Annotated in this window: 13 protein-coding genes and 1 tRNA gene; 11 read left to right on the top strand and 3 right to left on the bottom strand. The window is 36.9% G+C overall.

The features are described from left to right. Positions 1–14 precede the first annotated feature (14 nt). The 3 genes from CDW55_RS08435 to CDW55_RS08420 all read right to left on the bottom strand — a co-directional run bounded on the left by CDW55_RS08435 (position 15) and on the right by CDW55_RS08420 (position 3,472). The gene (locus CDW55_RS08435; protein ID WP_088469560.1) at positions 15–1,442 is read right to left on the bottom strand and encodes a nicotinate-nucleotide adenylyltransferase; all 1,428 of its coding nucleotides are present in this window, start codon (positions 1,440–1,442) and stop codon (positions 15–17) included. Between the two features lie 451 nt (positions 1,443–1,893). Then, the gene (locus CDW55_RS08425) at positions 1,894–2,175 is read right to left on the bottom strand and encodes a hypothetical protein (RefSeq protein WP_088469298.1); all 282 of its coding nucleotides are present in this window, start codon (positions 2,173–2,175) and stop codon (positions 1,894–1,896) included. A gap of 655 nt (positions 2,176–2,830) precedes the next feature. Further along, a complete protein-coding gene (locus CDW55_RS08420; RefSeq protein ID WP_088469297.1) occupies positions 2,831–3,472 on the bottom strand; it encodes a DUF6266 family protein in 642 nt (213 codons plus the stop codon). Between the two features lie 467 nt (positions 3,473–3,939). Here CDW55_RS08420 and CDW55_RS08410 point away from each other — a divergent pair, with 467 nt between their 5' ends. The 11 genes from CDW55_RS08410 to CDW55_RS08355 all read left to right on the top strand — a co-directional run bounded on the left by CDW55_RS08410 (position 3,940) and on the right by CDW55_RS08355 (position 16,508). Continuing rightward, complete coding sequence (locus tag CDW55_RS08410; RefSeq protein ID WP_088469295.1) at positions 3,940–5,505, top strand: type I restriction-modification system subunit M; 1,566 nt, start codon at positions 3,940–3,942, stop codon at positions 5,503–5,505. Next, entirely contained in the window at positions 5,495–6,736 is a 1,242-nt protein-coding gene (locus CDW55_RS08405) for a restriction endonuclease subunit S (RefSeq protein ID WP_088469294.1), read from the top strand. Before CDW55_RS08410 ends, CDW55_RS08405 begins: the two co-directional genes overlap by 11 nt. Before the next feature lie 37 nt (positions 6,737–6,773). After that, entirely contained in the window at positions 6,774–7,934 is a 1,161-nt protein-coding gene (locus CDW55_RS08400) for a toll/interleukin-1 receptor domain-containing protein (protein ID WP_088469293.1), read from the top strand. Between the two features lie 9 nt (positions 7,935–7,943). Further along, positions 7,944–8,603 (top strand): hypothetical protein, encoded by a 660-nt coding sequence (locus CDW55_RS08395; RefSeq protein WP_088469292.1) that lies wholly within the window; start codon positions 7,944–7,946, stop codon positions 8,601–8,603. 5 nt (positions 8,604–8,608) lie between these two features. Further along, entirely contained in the window at positions 8,609–9,073 is a 465-nt protein-coding gene (locus tag CDW55_RS08390; RefSeq protein WP_088469291.1) for a TIR domain-containing protein, read from the top strand. 4 nt (positions 9,074–9,077) lie between these two features. After that, entirely contained in the window at positions 9,078–9,686 is a 609-nt protein-coding gene (locus tag CDW55_RS08385; protein ID WP_088469290.1) for a TIR domain-containing protein, read from the top strand. A gap of 1 nt (position 9,687) precedes the next feature. Then, positions 9,688–10,272 (top strand): toll/interleukin-1 receptor domain-containing protein, encoded by a 585-nt coding sequence (locus CDW55_RS08380; protein WP_088469289.1) that lies wholly within the window; start codon positions 9,688–9,690, stop codon positions 10,270–10,272. Between the two features lie 34 nt (positions 10,273–10,306). Further along, positions 10,307–10,993, top strand: coding sequence for a hypothetical protein (locus CDW55_RS08375; RefSeq protein WP_088469288.1), 687 nt, complete (start codon positions 10,307–10,309; stop codon positions 10,991–10,993). A 15-nt stretch (positions 10,994–11,008) separates the two neighbouring features. Beyond that, positions 11,009–14,152, top strand: a complete 3,144-nt coding sequence (locus CDW55_RS08370; protein ID WP_088469287.1) for a type I restriction endonuclease subunit R — start codon at positions 11,009–11,011, stop codon at positions 14,150–14,152. Between the two features lie 1,397 nt (positions 14,153–15,549). Next, positions 15,550–16,314 (top strand): MBL fold metallo-hydrolase, encoded by a 765-nt coding sequence (locus CDW55_RS08360; RefSeq protein ID WP_088469285.1) that lies wholly within the window; start codon positions 15,550–15,552, stop codon positions 16,312–16,314. 112 nt (positions 16,315–16,426) lie between these two features. Beyond that, a tRNA-Leu gene (locus tag CDW55_RS08355) sits at positions 16,427–16,508 on the top strand. The last annotated feature ends 398 nt before the right edge of the window (positions 16,509–16,906 follow it).

The raw sequence follows: 16,906 nt of genomic DNA, 5'->3' as shown, positions 1-16,906 counted from the left end.
TTTATTTTGTTTTTTTAAGAGAACTCTTTTAGTTTTAATTCTTCTTTGTAGCCGAACATTCCGCGTTCTTTAATCATTTCTGCAACACCTTCCGGTACCTGATTTTCCCAGCCGGATTCGTGGTTTGCGATTTTGTTTAGGATTTCGCGCGAATAAATTTCGGAGTGATTCGGATTATAATCTTTTATGTCAACAATTCGTTTGTTGAGTTTGAAATATTTGTAAAGTTCCTTCAGATTATCGCTTACCCTTAAATTGTTGGATGTAAGTAATTCGTGGGTTTCGGGATCTTTATACGGATAAAGATAAACCGTCATATCCTGTCTGAAAAATTTGCCGAAAGCCTCCAGAATTCCACCTGAAAGGTTTTTGTAATAATTTTCATCAAATACATCTAGCAAATTATTTACCCCCATGGCAACACCTATTTTACCGCTTGTGTAATTCGCAAAATAATCGATCAGACGGAAATACTCAGAGAAGTTGGAGATAATTACCGTGTAACCCAGTTTTGCCAGAACATCGACCCTGTCCAGGAAATCGCGTTCATCAATATCTCCCGATGCTCGCAAATTAGAAATTGTAATTTCGAAAAGAACAACAGTTTCCTCAAAACTGCAGCACGAATCTTTCATGAACATTTCGAGGCCCCGTTCGAACATGTCAATATTCACGAGGGTTACCGGCCTAAAGCTGCCTCGAACAGCAAAAATATTCTTCTTATAGAGAATGTCTGCCGGAAGCATGTTGTTTCCTTCAGGATTAAAGATTACTGCATCCGTCATTCCGTTTTTCACGAGTTGCAGACTCATTAAACGGTTATCGACATAAGTGAAGGCCGGACCGCTGAAATCGATCATGTCAATCTCCACATTATCGGTAGAAATATCGTCGTAAAGGGATTCTATGAGTTTTCGCGGATTATCCGAGAGATTATAGGCACCATAAATTAAGTTTACACCAAGACTACCCAAAGTTTCCTGCTGTAAGGTCGCGTCGTTTTCATTGAATTTTACGTGGAAAACGATTTCGTTGTAATCTTCTTTTTCATCCAGCTGAAATCTCAGCCCAACCCAGCCGTGACCTTTAAGTGTTTTATCAAAATTAATGGTCGTTACGGTATTTGCATAGGAAAAGAACTTGCGTCCGGGATTGTTTTCACGGTTCAGGCGTTCCTCAATCAATGCCACTTCATAACGAAGCATTTTGCGGAGGCGGTTTTGTGTAACATATCTGTTTTTGGCCTCTTTACCGTAAATCGCATCACTGAAATCCTTATCATAGGCCGACATTGCTTTTGCGATGGTTCTCGATGCGCCTCCTGCTCTGAAAAAATGACGAACTGTTTCCTGACCTGCACCAATTTCGGCAAAAGTTCCGTAAATATTAGTGTCCAGATTTATAGCTAAAGCTTTCTGTTTTGGTGTTAATTTCTGGTTAATCACAAGCAATTCTAATTTTCCGTAAAATTAAGAATTATTCGCGCAATAACATAATTTTTCTTGCAGATGAGTATAAATAGGCGCATTTTTCCCCTATCAGATCTCCATGGAAATGGATACCCGAAATGCGAACTTTATTGGACCGGATTTTTGATCTTCCGGCTTAATATGAATCTATGACCTGTCCTGAAATAATGTTACAGGTTAATAAACAAATCCTCAACTTTGGTTTTAAGTATTAATCTGCGCTGAGGTCGTGAGACTTCGTAGAGCGATTGGAAAAAATAAGCGGTTATTTTGCTGAAAATAATTTTATTTAACAGGTAAAATACAAAATAGATAGATTTAAATCTGCTTATTTTACCCCAATTTGGTGAAATAAGTAAAATAGGTAGATTTTCCGCACTGGCTTCCACAATGCATGAATTGTGCACGACTGGCAAGTGAAGCATCAGGCAAAATGCTGCCGTACTTCTTCTATTTCAAAATCGAAATGCCGGCAGTAAATCTGTATCGGAAGAGGTTTTCTTGGGGGTACCCCGTATCTTTTACGCAGTTCGGCCAGCTTCCGCTGTGCTGTGGTTTGACAAACGCTGTGCAGATCCATATAATCTACAGTGTCAATGTAAAGTTTTGGCTTTTTCATGATCTTATAATTTTGTTGGTTAGAAAATTTATTTGTTTCCTGGTTTCTTAAAACTGGCGGCTTTTTCATCCATTTAATGTTTTTCATATTTCTTGATTTTTGAATTTGTTTTTCATAATTTCTTAATCGTTTTAAGTTTAATCTTCGGTACGGTACAAAGTTGACCCAACCTTATAAAAAAAAGTGTTACGCGGAGTTTGCAAGAATTTGTTTTTCCGGAGGCCTTTGGTTCTCAGTTTCTTCTTTTGTATGGTACAAAGTTGTTTAACCTTGCTAAATAAAGTTGTGACGCATAAGATTTTCGTTTGTACATGGGCATTTTACTGTGCTGTAATAATTTAACTGTTGCCGTCTTTACCTGTTTTCTATATTCGTTGTGACGCATTGATATTTTGATTTCTTATGATCTGTTTTTGGTTTGAAATACTTAGCGACTGCTATCGGCTAACAGCTTTGACAAATCTGTAGATAAGGCCGAAAAAATGAAAGGACAACTGAAAGCAGGTTACCGTGTCTATAGTGGATTGAAAGCTAGTGTTTTATGCTTTTTGACAAAAATTCTGTAGAGATGCATGGAACGCGGGCCGGCTGGTGCCGATTTGTTTGTAATAACTTACAGATAGGGGATACAGAGGATTTACACGTAAAACACATTGCTTAAGACCGGCTATTTCTTGACTTTTTTTTAGAAAAATTAACCGCAGAAGATGAATCCTCTGCGGTTAAAGCCACCCTGGGTTTTTTACAGAATTACTGTTTCGCCCAGGTAAGCCGATGTGCTGGCTGTGCCAGCCATGGCATTGCGGAAATAGCAGTACACATGAACTGATTTGCCCGTCATCGAGTTTGGAACCGCCTGTTCCGCCACCAAATCAGTACGCGTTGCTGCACTGTCGTAGAGGGAGAAAATGCCCAGTTCCTCACAGAAAATTACTGTACAGAAGACATCCTCTGCCGCTGCATTCGCCTGTCCGCTGTTGTCTTCCCAAATGAAATTCAGCATGCCGCCGGCAGCAGGTCCTACTTCGGCATTTTGAGGGCTTGCCAGATCGCCTTTGGTGATGAGCACTTTGTTGTACACCAAAGTGGGTTCTCCGTTCAGCACTTCCACCGCTTCGCGGATGTGATAAGAAACGGCCTGGTTCATCCTGGACTTCACGCCGGAGTTTCCTGCAAAGAACTGCTGCTGAATACTTTGCAGCGGAGTCAGAAAGCCAACGACGAGTCTGAATTTCATCCGCTGGAGCAGCTGGGCTTCTGTCGGCGTTTTGCCTGACGATTTCGGACGGCTGCGGATAATATCCTTGCCTCTCCAGTTACAACCTACTACGGTCCCTACTGTACCGCTGAATCCACCGAGGATTCCCTTGTGTAATTTTCCCATTGTATTTATATTTTTGGGGTTAATATTGAGACAAATGTATAGCGGCGCTTCAGGGAAGTGAATTCTGCGTCTGTTTTTTCATGTTTTTTACTGTTGAAGGAAAATGCTGTTTCCTGTGTAATTGCTCGGGTATTCTTCGGAAGTTCTTCGGAGGCGCTTCGGATTAAACCGCATTTTTCCGAAGGTGCCCCGAACAAAGCCCGACCAAAACACGAACAAAGTCTGTAAATCCTATATATAGCGCTATAGACTGTTTACAAAGGGTTGAGTGCTGGGGCTCTTGCCGGGCACAGTCGCCCGATGGTGGTGACACGCGGTTGTAATTTAAGCCGGGAAATATTAGCTCAGTTGTTTCGTGTTTCGAAGAGGTATTTTGTTTATATTTGGGTTCAAAGGGGAGCATGCGATAAGCAGGAAGCGCTGTTATCAAAAATGAGTTCCCGATTTTTAATTTCCGAAAAGAATACATGGCAACGAAAACAGCTGCAAAAACAAAAAGTACCGAAGAAATCCTGTGGGATTCTGCCAATAAATTAAGAGGTTCTGTAGAGCCTTCCGAATACAAACACGTCGTGTTGAGTCTGATCTTCCTCAAGTTTGCGAATGACAAATTTTTGAGACGAAGACAAGAACTCATCAATGAACACAAAGAAGCATTTCTGGACATTCCCGAATTCTATCAGGCAGAAAATGTCTTTTATCTGCCGGAAGAATCAAGGTGGACTTTCATTATGGAAAACGCCAAGCAGGAGAATATTACATTGATTGTAGACTCTGCCCTGAAAACCATTGAACGTACCAACAAATCTCTGGAAGGTGCTTTGCCAGACAATTATTTTTCCCGTCTTGGACTAGATCAGTCGAAGTTTTCGGCTTTGCTGGATACCATCAACAATATTGATACGCTACGCGACGAAGCCCACGATATTGTAGGGCGTGTGTATGAATATTTCCTGAGCAAATTTGCCATTGCCGAAGGGAAAGGAAAAGGAGAGTTCTACACGCCAAAGTCTATTGTGAACCTCATCGCTGAAATGATAGAGCCATACAAAGGGAAAATCTATGACCCTTCCTGTGGTTCGGGTGGGATGTTTGTACAGTCGCTGAAATTTATCGAAAAGCATAAAGGAAACAAAAAAGACATTTCTATCTACGGTCAGGAGCTTACCAATACCACCTACAAATTGGCGAAGATGAACCTTGCCATCCGTGGGATTTCTTCTAATCTGGGGAACAAAGCCGCAGATACTTTTGGCGACGACCAGCACAAAGATCTGAAAGCCGACTACATAATGGCGAACCCACCTTTTAATTTAAAAGACTGGCGTGCAGACAGCGAACTGACCACCGATCCAAGATGGGCAGGTTATGAAGTACCCCCAAAATCCAATGCCAACTATGCGTGGATTCTGAATATGATCTCCAAGCTTTCTCAGAATGGTGTTGCCGGATTTATTTTGGCGAACGGTGCTTTGAGTGGTGGTGGCGAAGAATATAAAATCCGGAAACAGATTATTGAAAATGATTTGGTGGAAGCCGTTGTGATTTTACCTCAAAGTATGTTTTATTCTACCGATATTTCGGTAACACTCTGGATTCTGAACCGCAATAAAAATGAGCGAACTTTTGAAGTGAACGATGGTGTAAAAAATTACCGTGACCGAAAAGGCGAAGTGCTGTTTATGGATCTGCGACAGAAAGGTGAACCATTTGAAAAGAAATATATTCAGTTTGGCGAAGAAGAGATTACGGCTATTGCTACCCATTATCATAACTGGCAACAGCAAGACTGGAAAGTAACCTATCAGGATATTCCTGAATATTCTTACAGTGCGACTCTGGAAGACATCCGTAAAAAAGATTATTCTTTAGTACCCAGTAAATATATTGAATTCGTCAACCGTGATGAAAGTCTGGATTATAATGAGCAGATGCAAAATTTGCAGGCAGATTTGAAAGATTTATTTGAGCAGGATAACCACTTGAAAAATGAGGTTTCCAATGTATTTAAAACTTTAGGTTATGAGTTATAGAAAGTTGGGCGATCTTGTCAAATTTATCAGTAATAAAAATACTGATGGAAACGCAACAATATTATTTGGGATTAATATTGATAAATTTTTTATGCCATCTGTGGCAAATATTATTGGTGTTGATTTAAAAAAATATAAAGTTGTAAAAAAATATCAATTTGCTTGCAACCGAATGCACGTTGGTCGTGATGAAAGACTGCCTATTTCGATGTCAACTTTTGATTATGATTTTATAGTTTCTCCAGCTTATGATGTTTTTGAAGTAATTTCTTCTAATGTTTTGCCAGAATATCTGATGTTATGGTTTAGACGTAAAGAGTTTGACAGACAGTGTTGGTTCTACACCGATGCGGATGTAAGAGGAGGACTTCATTTAGAGGCTTTGAAGTCTATTGAAATAAAAGTTCCTTCTATAGAAGAACAGCGACAAATTGTAGCGCAATACCAAAGCATAGCCAACAAAATAAAAGTGAACGACCAGATTTGCGAAAAGCTGGAAGCTACTGCGCAAGCTTTGTATAAACATTGGTTTGTGGATTTTGAGTTTCCAAACGAACAGGGGAAACCTTACAAGTCTTCCGGCGGTAAAATGGTTTGGAATGACGAACTTGGGAAGGAGATTCCGGAGGGGTGGCAAGTTGGAGATTTAAAATCTCTCAAATTAGATATATCAGACGGAAATTACAGTTCAAAATATCCAAAATCATCTGATTTTAAAAATAAAGGTGTTCCATTTATAAGAGGTACAGATTTTAAAAATAAAATAATTAATTCTGAAAATTTATATTATATATCTGAAAATCAACATATGGAACTTAAAAAAGGTCATACAAAATTAGGAGATATTTTAATGGCAACAAGAGGAGATATTGGGAAAATAGCTTTTGTGACAAACGAATATATTAATTGTAATATTAACGCACAATTGGTTAGAATCAATGGAGGTAATCTATATTCAACTTTTTACCTAGGCTGTTTATTTCAGAGTACAGATTATAGAAACGAAATACAATCAAGCATTACTGGTAGCGCATTACAGCAATTGCCTAGAACCAATTTAGATGCTACACAAATATTAAAACCCCATATTGAAATAATAAAATTATTTACAAAACAATTTTCTTCACTTCATGAATGTTTTATATATAAAAGCGTTGAAAACCAAAAACTCACTCAACTACAAAGTTTGTTGTTGTCGCGATTGGCGGTTGGGGAGGACGTAAGTGTGTAAAAAATAAAAATTAAACTAATAACTATAAAAATTAAATATGAAATATAAATACCAACTTATTCTCTTGGGGGAAAATGAAGAGTTTTTTAATGAACTTGAAATAGAGTTGAGAAAAGGTTTTGATGAACTCAAAATTATCAGTGGAGCCTTAAATATTATTCAAGAAACAGAAATTGGTCAATATTCTGGTGGTCAACCTGCATTTGTAATTTATTCAGGCCATAAGAATAATCTTACTGGAAGACAAAAAGAGATTTTAGAAAACCAAAAATTAGATGGCAATATCATTTTACCTGTTTTCAACGAAAGTTTTGATGAAGAAATGCCTGAAATTTTGTCTAATCGAAATGGAGTATCTTTTGTGGGCAAAGTAAAAAAAATAAAAAATATTGTACTTGAAGGATTTCAGTTACTAAGAAAAAATCGTAAAATTTTTATTTCTTATAAAAGATCTGAATCTAGTAATATAGCTATTCAACTATATGAGTTTTTAGAAAGTCAAAACTTTGATGTCTTCATTGACACACACTCTATTGATAAAGGTGAAGAATTTCAAGAAGAATTGTGGCACCGTATGACAGATTGTGATTTAATTTTGATGTTAAATACAAAAGAATTTTTAGAAAGTACTTGGTGTAAACAAGAATTGGATAAAGCTCATTTGAAAAGAATTGGAATAGTACATTTGCTTTGGCCTGATTGTGATTTCGCAAGTTTTGCACATATCGCTCACTCAAAGAAATTAAAATATGAAGACTTTGAAAATTCACCTGTTGCTGATGTGACTAAAGGTAAATTAAAGGAAAATCTTCTATCTGACATTATTGATTTAGTTGAGAGTTCACGAGCAAGAAATTTAGCTTCCCGTCAAGATTGGCTAATTACCGATTTCACTCAAGCCGCTAATGATAACGATGTAGAGGTTAACCTTCAATATAGTAGATATATTACTCGGAAATTAGATAACGATAAATTAAAAATATACATTCCTACAGTTGGTGTTCCTCAGTCTATTAATTGTCACAATTCTCAAAGCCTTATTGAACAAATAGAGTCTAAAGAAGTAGAATCTATAACCTTGATTTATGACGAATTGTCAATTCGAAATTATTGGTTGAGACATTTGGATTGGTTAAATGAATATTTAAAAGTGAAGACACTTAAGAAGTTAGATTTCAATAAAGAATTTCAAAAGTAAATATAAAATATGAAAAATATATTTCTATCAGCAAGTATCCCATTACCAGAAAGACACCCAAAATATTATGATTCAGCTGACATTATTGCAATTAGAGATGCTGTAATTGCTTTGGCTAGTTTAGTTATAGGAAAACATAAAATAATTTGGGGAGGACACCCTTCTATTACTCCTTTAATCAATTTTGTAATCGAAAGAACTATTCAGTATAAATTAAATAAGGATATTAATGATTTACCTGTGGAAGATCAGGACAAATTATTATCTAAAGAAGTCAAAAAAGAGATTCAGAATCATGTAAAGATTTATCAATCATTGTTTTTTAAAGACATCTTTCCAGAAGATAATGAAAAGTTTGAAAATATAGTTTTTACTGAAAATGAAGGAGACATACATAGCAGTGTTCAGAATATGAGACAAAAAATGTTATCAGAAAATAAGTTTTCGGCGGCTGTTTTTATTGGTGGAATGGATGGTATTGAAGTCGAATACAACATGTTTAAAGAATTGCACCCTGAAGCATTAATTTTACCTATAGCTAGTACGGGAGCTGCAACAAAAATTATTTTCGATAATTTATCTGACGGAGATGAAGCAAAGCACGAAAGATTCCTTAAGGACTATGGATATATGTCACTTTTTCAAAAATATTTAATTGATAAAATCTAATACTAATGGCAAGAAAAGTTTTTTATAGTTTTCATTTTGACAATGATAATTGGCGTGCTGGGCAAGTTCGTAATATTGGAGCTGTTGAAGGCGATAGACCTGTAAACGGAAACAAGTGGGAAGAAGTCAAAAGCAAGAGTGATGCAACAATAAAAGAATGGATTGATAATAACCTAAGAGATAAATCTTGTCTTGTAGTTTTGATTGGAGAGAAAACAAGTGAAAGGAAATGGGTGAATTACGAAATTAATCGTGCATGGGAACTTGGTAAAGCAGTATGTGGGATTTATGTACACAAACTTGAAAATGTATATGGTAATCAATCATCTAAAGGAAAAAATCCTTTAGCTAATTATATTCCAATTTTTGAATCTGATTATTCGACAAGCAAATACGTTTATGATGATATAAAAAACAATATATCTGACTTAGTGGAAAGAGCAATAAAAGTTAGAAGTCAATACTCATAATCTTATGGCAAAAAAGACTTTTATATCATACAAATACGATGAAGCACAAGAATTAAGAAATAAAATTCTTGTAAAATTAGGACAAGATGCCAAGTATTATCGTGGAGAAACATCTAATAGTCCAGACTTATCAGACAGCACTACTGAAAGAATTAAAGAGTATCTAAAAGATATGATTTTCAGCACTTCCGTAACAATAGTAATCATTTCTCCTCGAATGATATACAGTAAATGGATTGATTGGGAAATTGAATATTCACTACATAATTATAAACGGGGTGATATAACCTCTAGATCAAATGGAGTAGTTGCTGTTATCATGAATATTAATGGTTCAACAGATTGGTTAAAAATTCATTCTATTAACACTCACGGATTGTATAAAGTGCAGTTCAGAAACGAATATTTATTTCCAATTATTTCTCGAAATCATTACAATTCAAATCCACCTTTGAAACATTGTAATGATTGTAATACTTATGATAGTCTTAATGGATCATATATAACAATGGTTGATGAAAACGAATTTTTGAATTATCCTGACTATTATATCAATAACGCCTACGATAAGAGTAAACAACTATCTAATTATATATTAAAGAAAGAAAGATAATATGAGCTATATTTCAGAATACCAACTATCTAACTACCGAAATAGGACAAAAACCTTTTCAGCGGATAATGTTATAAACTTAAGTAAAAGCTCATTCCGCGATACTACTTGTCCTATGATATTTTTATCTCATAAACATGATGAATTTTCTATTATGCAAGATGTTATTGCATTTTTAAAAAATGAAGGAGTTGATGTCTATGTTGATTGGATGGATTCGTCGATGCCTGCTTACACAAATGCAGAAACAGCACATAAGCTAAAGGAAAAAATAAAAGCGTCTGATAAGTTTATTTTGGTTGCAACTCAAAATGCGATTAATTCAAAATGGTGTAATTGGGAGTTGGGATTAGGAGATGCTGAAAAATACATAAATAACATTGCACTTTTTCCTATTAATAAAAGTAATCAATCTTTTTATGGAGCAGAATATTTAAAAATATATCCGTGGATAGAGTATCAAGATGGCTCTACACAGTATATTGGAGGTTCATATATTCCAAAAGGATACTATGTATTTTATCCAGCCGACGAAAACGGAAGTAGTAGACTTTTTCCATTAAAACAATGGTTAAAAATAAAATGAACTTCCATATGTGTAAACTAAGTTAAACTAAACCATGGACGACAAAATACTTAAACATTTAGAATTTGTTCAAAATACAATAAATCGTATGAGCACAAATTCATTCCTTATAAAAGGATGGGCAATAACACTAATAGGAATAATATTTGGCTTAAATAAAATTGAAGGAAACTATTTATTTGAATTTTCTAATTATAATTTCCCTGTTGAAATTACAATTATTATTCTTATCATTCTTTTGTTTTGGTTTACAAATGCATATTTTCTTCAACAGGAGAGAAGATATATTTTTATTTATTCCAAGATTATAGAGCAATTTAATAATCCTAATAATAATCTAATTCTGGATATGAACTATAGAAACTATATAAGTTCTTCCAATCCTCCACTACAAGATAAAACAAAAAAAATAATAATAGCAGCAATAATTTCAGTTTGTTTAATTGGAATAATAATTTGTCTTTTAAGTTTAGAATCTACATTTTTAAAAATATTAATTCCAGTTGTTTTAATTTTAATATCAACTTTTCTAATTACTTATTTTATTTTAAATCATTATTTATGTGAATTTTGGGCGTGCTTTATTGGACGGACAATTATGTCAGTTTATGGATTATTAATAGTACTTGTTCTCTTATTAAACCATTCAATGTTTAATACTGATTTAAAAAAAGAGATTAAAAGAGAAGAATGTGAATGTGTTATTAAAATTATTAAATAGATTATTATATAATCAATGAAATACACCGAATCCCAATTAGAAAAATCATTCATCCATCTACTGAAAGAAGAAGGTTATGCGTATGTGAATGGCAAAGATGTAGTTCGGGCATCGCAACAGGAGGTTTTTATTCGGGAAGACCTGAGTGATTTTCTGCTGTCCCGTTATCCCGATTTGGAAACAATAGAATTGGAAACCCTTATCAATGAACTGGCGTATCAACCTGCTTCCAATCTCTATGACAGCAATAAATACATTGGGAAACTCCTGGCAGACGGTCTGATTTTCAAGCGAAACAATCCTGCAAAAAAAGATTTGCACATTCGTTATATCGATGTTGATTCAGAAAGTATCTCAAAAACCAATCAGTTTAAGATTGTGAACCAACTAGAGATTCAGGGAAAAGAACTCCGCATTCCCGATTTGATTTTGTACATCAACGGGATTCCGGTGGTGGTTTTTGAGTTCAAAACAACTATAGAAGAAGAGATTACCATTTATGATGCTTACAAACAACTGAGCATCCGCTACCGAAGAGATATTCCGGAACTGATGAAATACAATGCGTTCTGCATCATCAGCGACGGCGTGAACAACAAGGCGGGTTCTCTATTTGCGCCTTACGATTTTTTCTACGGTTGGCATAAAATAACAGGCGAAGAAAAAAAAGCACTGACAGGAATTCATACCGCCACTTCCATTGTCCACGGAATGCTGCACAAGGAAAGGCTTTGTGATATTCTTCATCACTTTATCCTGTTTCCAGATACTTCTAAAAAAGAAGAAAAAATTCTTTGCCGTTATCCGCAGTATTATGCTGCCAACAAACTGTTCAGCAATATTCAAAGACACCGCAAACCGGAAGGTGACGGAAAGGGCGGAACCTACTTTGGAGCGACAGGTTGCGGGAAAAGTTATACGATGCTTTATCTGTCGAGACTGCTGATGCGTTCTACGCAATTGGCAAGTCCGACTATCATTATTATCTCCGACCGAACCGATCTGGATGACCAGCTGTCGAGAGATTTTACCAATGCCAAGGATTTTATTGGCGATGAAAATATTATCAACATAGAAAGCAGAGCCGATCTTCGTATAAGATTGCGGGGCAGGGAAAGTGGTGGCGTTTTTCTGACGACCGTTCAGAAATTTGCAGAAGACGATGAGGTGCTGAGTGATCGTACCAATATCATCTGTATTTCCGACGAAGCCCACCGCTCGCAGGTGAATCTGGATTTGAAAGTCCGCATTGATGAAGATGGTGTGAAAAAGTCGTATGGTTTTGCGAAATACCTTCACGACTCACTTCCCAATGCGACGTATGTAGGATTTACGGGAACACCGATTGATAAGACTTTGGATGTGTTTGGTCCTGTGGTAGATTCTTACCCGATGTTTGAGTCGGTGGTGGATGAAATTACGGTTCGTCTGGTGTATGAAGGCCGTGCTGCAAAAGTGAATCTGAACCATTCTAAAGTGGTGGAGATTGAACAGTATTATCAAAATGCTGTAGCAGAAGGTGCTTCGGAATACCACGTGGAAGCCAGCCAAAAGGCGATTGCCAGAATGGAAGTGATTTTGGGCGACCCGGGGAGAATTGAAGCGATTGCACAGGATTTCATTACGCATTACGAAAAACGAATTGAGGAGAAAGCGACTGTTGCCGGAAAGGTAATGTTTGTCTGTGCCTCAAGAGAAATAGCCCATAAATTATTTAAAGAAATCATCAGGCTAAGACCGGAATGGAATGAGAAAACCATAGCAGAACATCTGAGCGAGAAAGAACAGAAAGAAATCAAGCCCATCGAGCGCATTAAAATGGTAATGACCCGAAGCAAAGATGATGAAGAAAACCTTTGGAATTTGCTGGGAAGCAAGGATAACCGCAAGGAACTGGATCGGCAGTTTAAACAGATTCACTCCAACTTCAAGATAGCCATCGTGGTCGATATGTGGCTCACCGGTTTTGACGTTCCGTTTTTGGACACGATTTATATTGATAAGCCGCTGCAAACACATAATCTGATTCAGACAATTTCCCGTGTAAACAGAAAGTTTGAGGGTAAAGACAAAGGTTTGGTGGTTGATTACATCGGCATCAAGAAAAACCTGAACCACGCTTTGGGCTTATTCAATAACACCACTGCAGCCGATGATTTTGAAGACCTTGACAAAGCGGTGATTATTGTAAAAGATCAGTTGGATCTACTGCGGCAGTTTTTCTATCAGTTTGATACTACTGATTATTTTAAGGGCTCTCCCGTTGAGCAGTTGCATTGCCTGAACCGTGCATCGGAACTGGTGCTGTTCACAGAAAAATCCGAGAAATTCTTTGTGGATGTTACCAAAAAACTGAAATCAGCTTACAACCTTAGCTGTGGTTCGGAAATCTTTAATGAAAACGAGACCGATGAGATTCATTTTTACTTTGCCATCAAATCAATTGTCGTAAAACTTACCAAAGGCGAAGCACCAGACACCGCACAGATGAACGCCAAAGTGAGCAAAATGGTGGAAGATGCCATAGTCTCCGAAGGCGTAGAAGAAATCTTTAAACTCGATGATAACAAAGCCAATGCGATCGATCTGTTCAATGATAAGTTTCTCGAGAAAATCAACGCGCTTGAACTGCCGAATACCAAGATCAAAGTCCTTGAGCGGCTGCTGAAGCAGGCTATTACTGATTTTAAGAAAGTAAACAAAGTAAAAGGCATCGAGTTTTCGGAAAGACTGCAAAAAATCATCAACAGCTACAACGAGCGCAGTGAAGCCGACCTTCTGGATTACGACGCCATACAGGCAGATACTTCGGAACAGATTCTCGACTTAATTCTAAAACTGCGTACCGAAATGGCATCTTTTGAAGACCTCGGCATCAATTACGAAGAGAAAGCTTTCTACGATATCCTGGACATGATCTGCCGACAATACGGTTTTGAATTCGACAAAACGAAAATGCTGGAACTGGCTAGGGAAATTAAAAAAATTGTAGACGATACCGCACGCTTCCCCGACTGGAGCGACCGCGACGATATCAAAGCTCAGCTGAAAATGGAAATTATTGTGAAGCTTCATGAGTTCGGCTACCCGCCGATTACTCAGGATGAGGTGTATAAAAATGTGCTGGAGCAGGCTGAGAATTTTAAGAGGAACAGATAGACAGGCTTTGGCAGACTTTAGTTGTGAAAATAAATTAAGATGAATAAAAAATTGTATAGGAAGCATTTAGTAGGTGCGGTAAAAGCGCTTATAGAGGCGGAGCAGATACTATTTACAAGTTCTTTAAATGTAGCCATTTAACCCTGGTCAGGTGACCTTAGCCATCTTGAAGATGGTTATGAAGAACGTGATGAGATGACCTTTGATTTACCTCTACTAAAATCAGTTGAGGATCTGAATGTAAAAAAGATAGTAGATCTGCTGACTCCCATAAGGGAAGCGGCAGAATATTTAGTAACCGTCACCGATTAACAGATAGTGAATTCAGGACAGGCACTAACCGGCATCAGAGATAGTGCATTCTGGGATGCTCCATAGATGCTTCATGGATACTTCATGGATACTTCATGGATAGTTCATGTGGAGTTCATGAAACACCACCGAAAAAATAAATGAAAATAAAAGAAAGTCGGTTACCTGCCAATGCACTTTAAAAAGACGTTATCCCGTAAAGTGTGTAAATAAGAAAGTTGAGGATTGGATTTTATAATTCGCACCTTTCTTTCCTGTGTGTAACGTCTTTGCAATCGTTTTGCAGCAAATAAATAAAGTTCTTTTGCATTCCTCACGTTAACGCAACACCTATGGAAGAGGTAAGCAAACACAAAAATATACCGATCCGCCGTACTGCTTATTTGCGCTTTAATCATATCGCCATCAGAAAAAAGTTGTGTTCCTCTGGTGTTTAAGTGAGACCAGGCCTTTCTTCTTACCAATGTTACCTGGTGCATGGCTGCGTTTTTCACATGGATCAATATGCGGACCTGAAATATTTAATAACAGTTTTTATTTACCGTAATGGAACACGAAAGCCTGCAATTGCTTTCCAAAAAAAATACCTACCTTTAAATTTAACTTTATTCATCTATCATGGGCGAAATAATCAAAGGAATATGCAAATGTGGTTACCAAACCAAAGAACTTAAATTCGGTGCAGGCATGGCAGATTTTGAGCATTCACGAACGGTACCCGCAATCAGTATGATGACCGCGGAAATCGTGGAGCTGGATATTTTATCAAAATCCCCGAATCCCCAACTGGTGCCCTATACCGATCCCAGATTACATGACCAGTATTGTACCTGCACTCGCTTGGAGGCATGGGACACCCTTCTGCCCACCGAACGCAACTATTGCCCGGGATGCCACCAGTTCAGCCTGGGGTTCGAATCCTTGGGCCTTTATGATTAGAGCAGTTCCCGGAAATACCTGGCAATAGCAGTGCAACGATGATTTGAAATAGGCCTGTCCGGTACACCTTCTTAACTTTCAGTAATTTGTTAAAAGAATAAACGCTGGTTTTAGTATTTTTACCAATAAAATACCCTCACCAAAAAATGAAGTTGAAATTTTTAGGAAGCGGAACCTCGCAGGGAGTTCCTGTGATTGGCTGCCATTGCGAAGTTTGCACTTCCCAGGATCCCAAAGACCGGCGGTTTCGCTCTTCGGCTTTGATTACTACAGATGCCGGTAAAAAGATCCTCATCGATTGCGGTCCAGATTTCAGGATGCAGATGCTCGAAAACAACGAAGAGCATGTGGATGCTTTGCTGCTGACCCATGAGCATAACGATCATGTGATTGGTCTTGATGATATGCGGCCGCTGATCTTCCGAAGCCGAAAAGATATCCCCATTTACTGTTCAAAAAGGGTAGGAGACGAAATTAAGCAGCGTTTTCCCTACGCATTTGCAGAGATAAAATATCCCGGCGCGCCGTCTTTTGAACTGCATGAGATTTCCGGGCCCTTTACTTTATTTGATGCGTACGTGACTCCGGTAGAAGTTTTGCACCATAAATTGGCGATTTTTGGATTTAAGTTTAAAAATCTTGTGTATATCACTGATGCGAGTACGATTCCGCATAAAGAGATGGAGAAATTAAAGGACCTGGATTATCTTATACTCAACTGCATCAGGAAAGAAGAACCACATCCTGCCCATTTTATTTTACCTCAGGTTTTGGAACTCTTCAAAATTCTGAAGCCGAAAAAAATGTTCCTCACCCATATTTCCCATCACATGGGAATGCATCAAGATGTTGAGAATGAGTTGCCTGAGAATGTATATCTTGCCTATGATCAGTTAGAAATTGATTTCTGATTGCGAATATGTGGTTAAAAAAAGCTTTTATTCAGGTGCAAACCCTGAAAAAATTCTGATAAATAATTTTTCAGAACTAAAAAAAAATCTATATTTGCACACCCAATTACGAGCCCAGTTGGCGGAATTGGTAGACGCGCTAGACTCAAACTCTAGTACCGCAAGGTGTGCCGGTTCGATTCCGGCACTGGGTACAAACCTCTGAAATCATTGATTTTCAGAGGTTTTTTTTATGTCTGTTTCATAATGCCTTCTCTGGAAATATTACGCTTTCAAATCAATATAACAATATTTTTCTATGTGATTAATTTTATTATCTATGATTTCTATCAGTCATTTTTAAATGGATGTTTAAGTTTGTTTAAATAAAATCTAATTTTTAAAGAGATTTGTTATTTAATAATACGCTAAATAATATTATTGTTGCTTATTTCATTAAAATCATCATTTTTATTTTGTAAATTTTTAATAAAAACTGAAATTAGGATATATATCATGTTAATATTTCTAAATTTATTATTGATTTAATAAATATCGTTTTATCTTTGTAGTACAAAATAAGAGAAGATTTATTAAGAATATTAAAATTAGA

Origin of the sequence: Chryseobacterium sp. VAUSW3 (assembly GCF_002205795.1) — a bacterium.
Taxonomy (GTDB): Bacteria; Bacteroidota; Bacteroidia; order Flavobacteriales; family Weeksellaceae; genus Kaistella; species Kaistella yananensis.
The sequence above is the reverse complement of the archived record's forward strand: the minus strand, read 5'-3'. Positions and strand labels throughout refer to the sequence as shown.

Excerpts from the sequence above, each read along its gene's own strand:
- CDW55_RS08425 (WP_088469298.1), bottom strand. The coding sequence starts at position 2,175 with ATGAAAAACATTAAATGGATGAAAAAGCCGCCAGTTTTAAGAAACCAG.
- CDW55_RS08420 (WP_088469297.1), bottom strand. The coding sequence starts at position 3,472 with ATGGGAAAATTACACAAGGGAATCCTCGGTGGATTCAGCGGTACAGTA.
- CDW55_RS08410 (WP_088469295.1), top strand. The coding sequence starts at position 3,940 with ATGGCAACGAAAACAGCTGCAAAAACAAAAAGTACCGAAGAAATCCTG.
- CDW55_RS08405 (WP_088469294.1), top strand. The coding sequence starts at position 5,495 with ATGAGTTATAGAAAGTTGGGCGATCTTGTCAAATTTATCAGTAATAAA.
- CDW55_RS08400 (WP_088469293.1), top strand. The coding sequence starts at position 6,774 with ATGAAATATAAATACCAACTTATTCTCTTGGGGGAAAATGAAGAGTTT.
- CDW55_RS08395 (WP_088469292.1), top strand. The coding sequence starts at position 7,944 with ATGAAAAATATATTTCTATCAGCAAGTATCCCATTACCAGAAAGACAC.
- CDW55_RS08390 (WP_088469291.1), top strand. The coding sequence starts at position 8,609 with ATGGCAAGAAAAGTTTTTTATAGTTTTCATTTTGACAATGATAATTGG.
- CDW55_RS08385 (WP_088469290.1), top strand. The coding sequence starts at position 9,078 with ATGGCAAAAAAGACTTTTATATCATACAAATACGATGAAGCACAAGAA.
- CDW55_RS08380 (WP_088469289.1), top strand. The coding sequence starts at position 9,688 with ATGAGCTATATTTCAGAATACCAACTATCTAACTACCGAAATAGGACA.
- CDW55_RS08375 (WP_088469288.1), top strand. The coding sequence starts at position 10,307 with ATGGACGACAAAATACTTAAACATTTAGAATTTGTTCAAAATACAATA.
- CDW55_RS08370 (WP_088469287.1), top strand. The coding sequence starts at position 11,009 with ATGAAATACACCGAATCCCAATTAGAAAAATCATTCATCCATCTACTG.
- CDW55_RS08360 (WP_088469285.1), top strand. The coding sequence starts at position 15,550 with ATGAAGTTGAAATTTTTAGGAAGCGGAACCTCGCAGGGAGTTCCTGTG.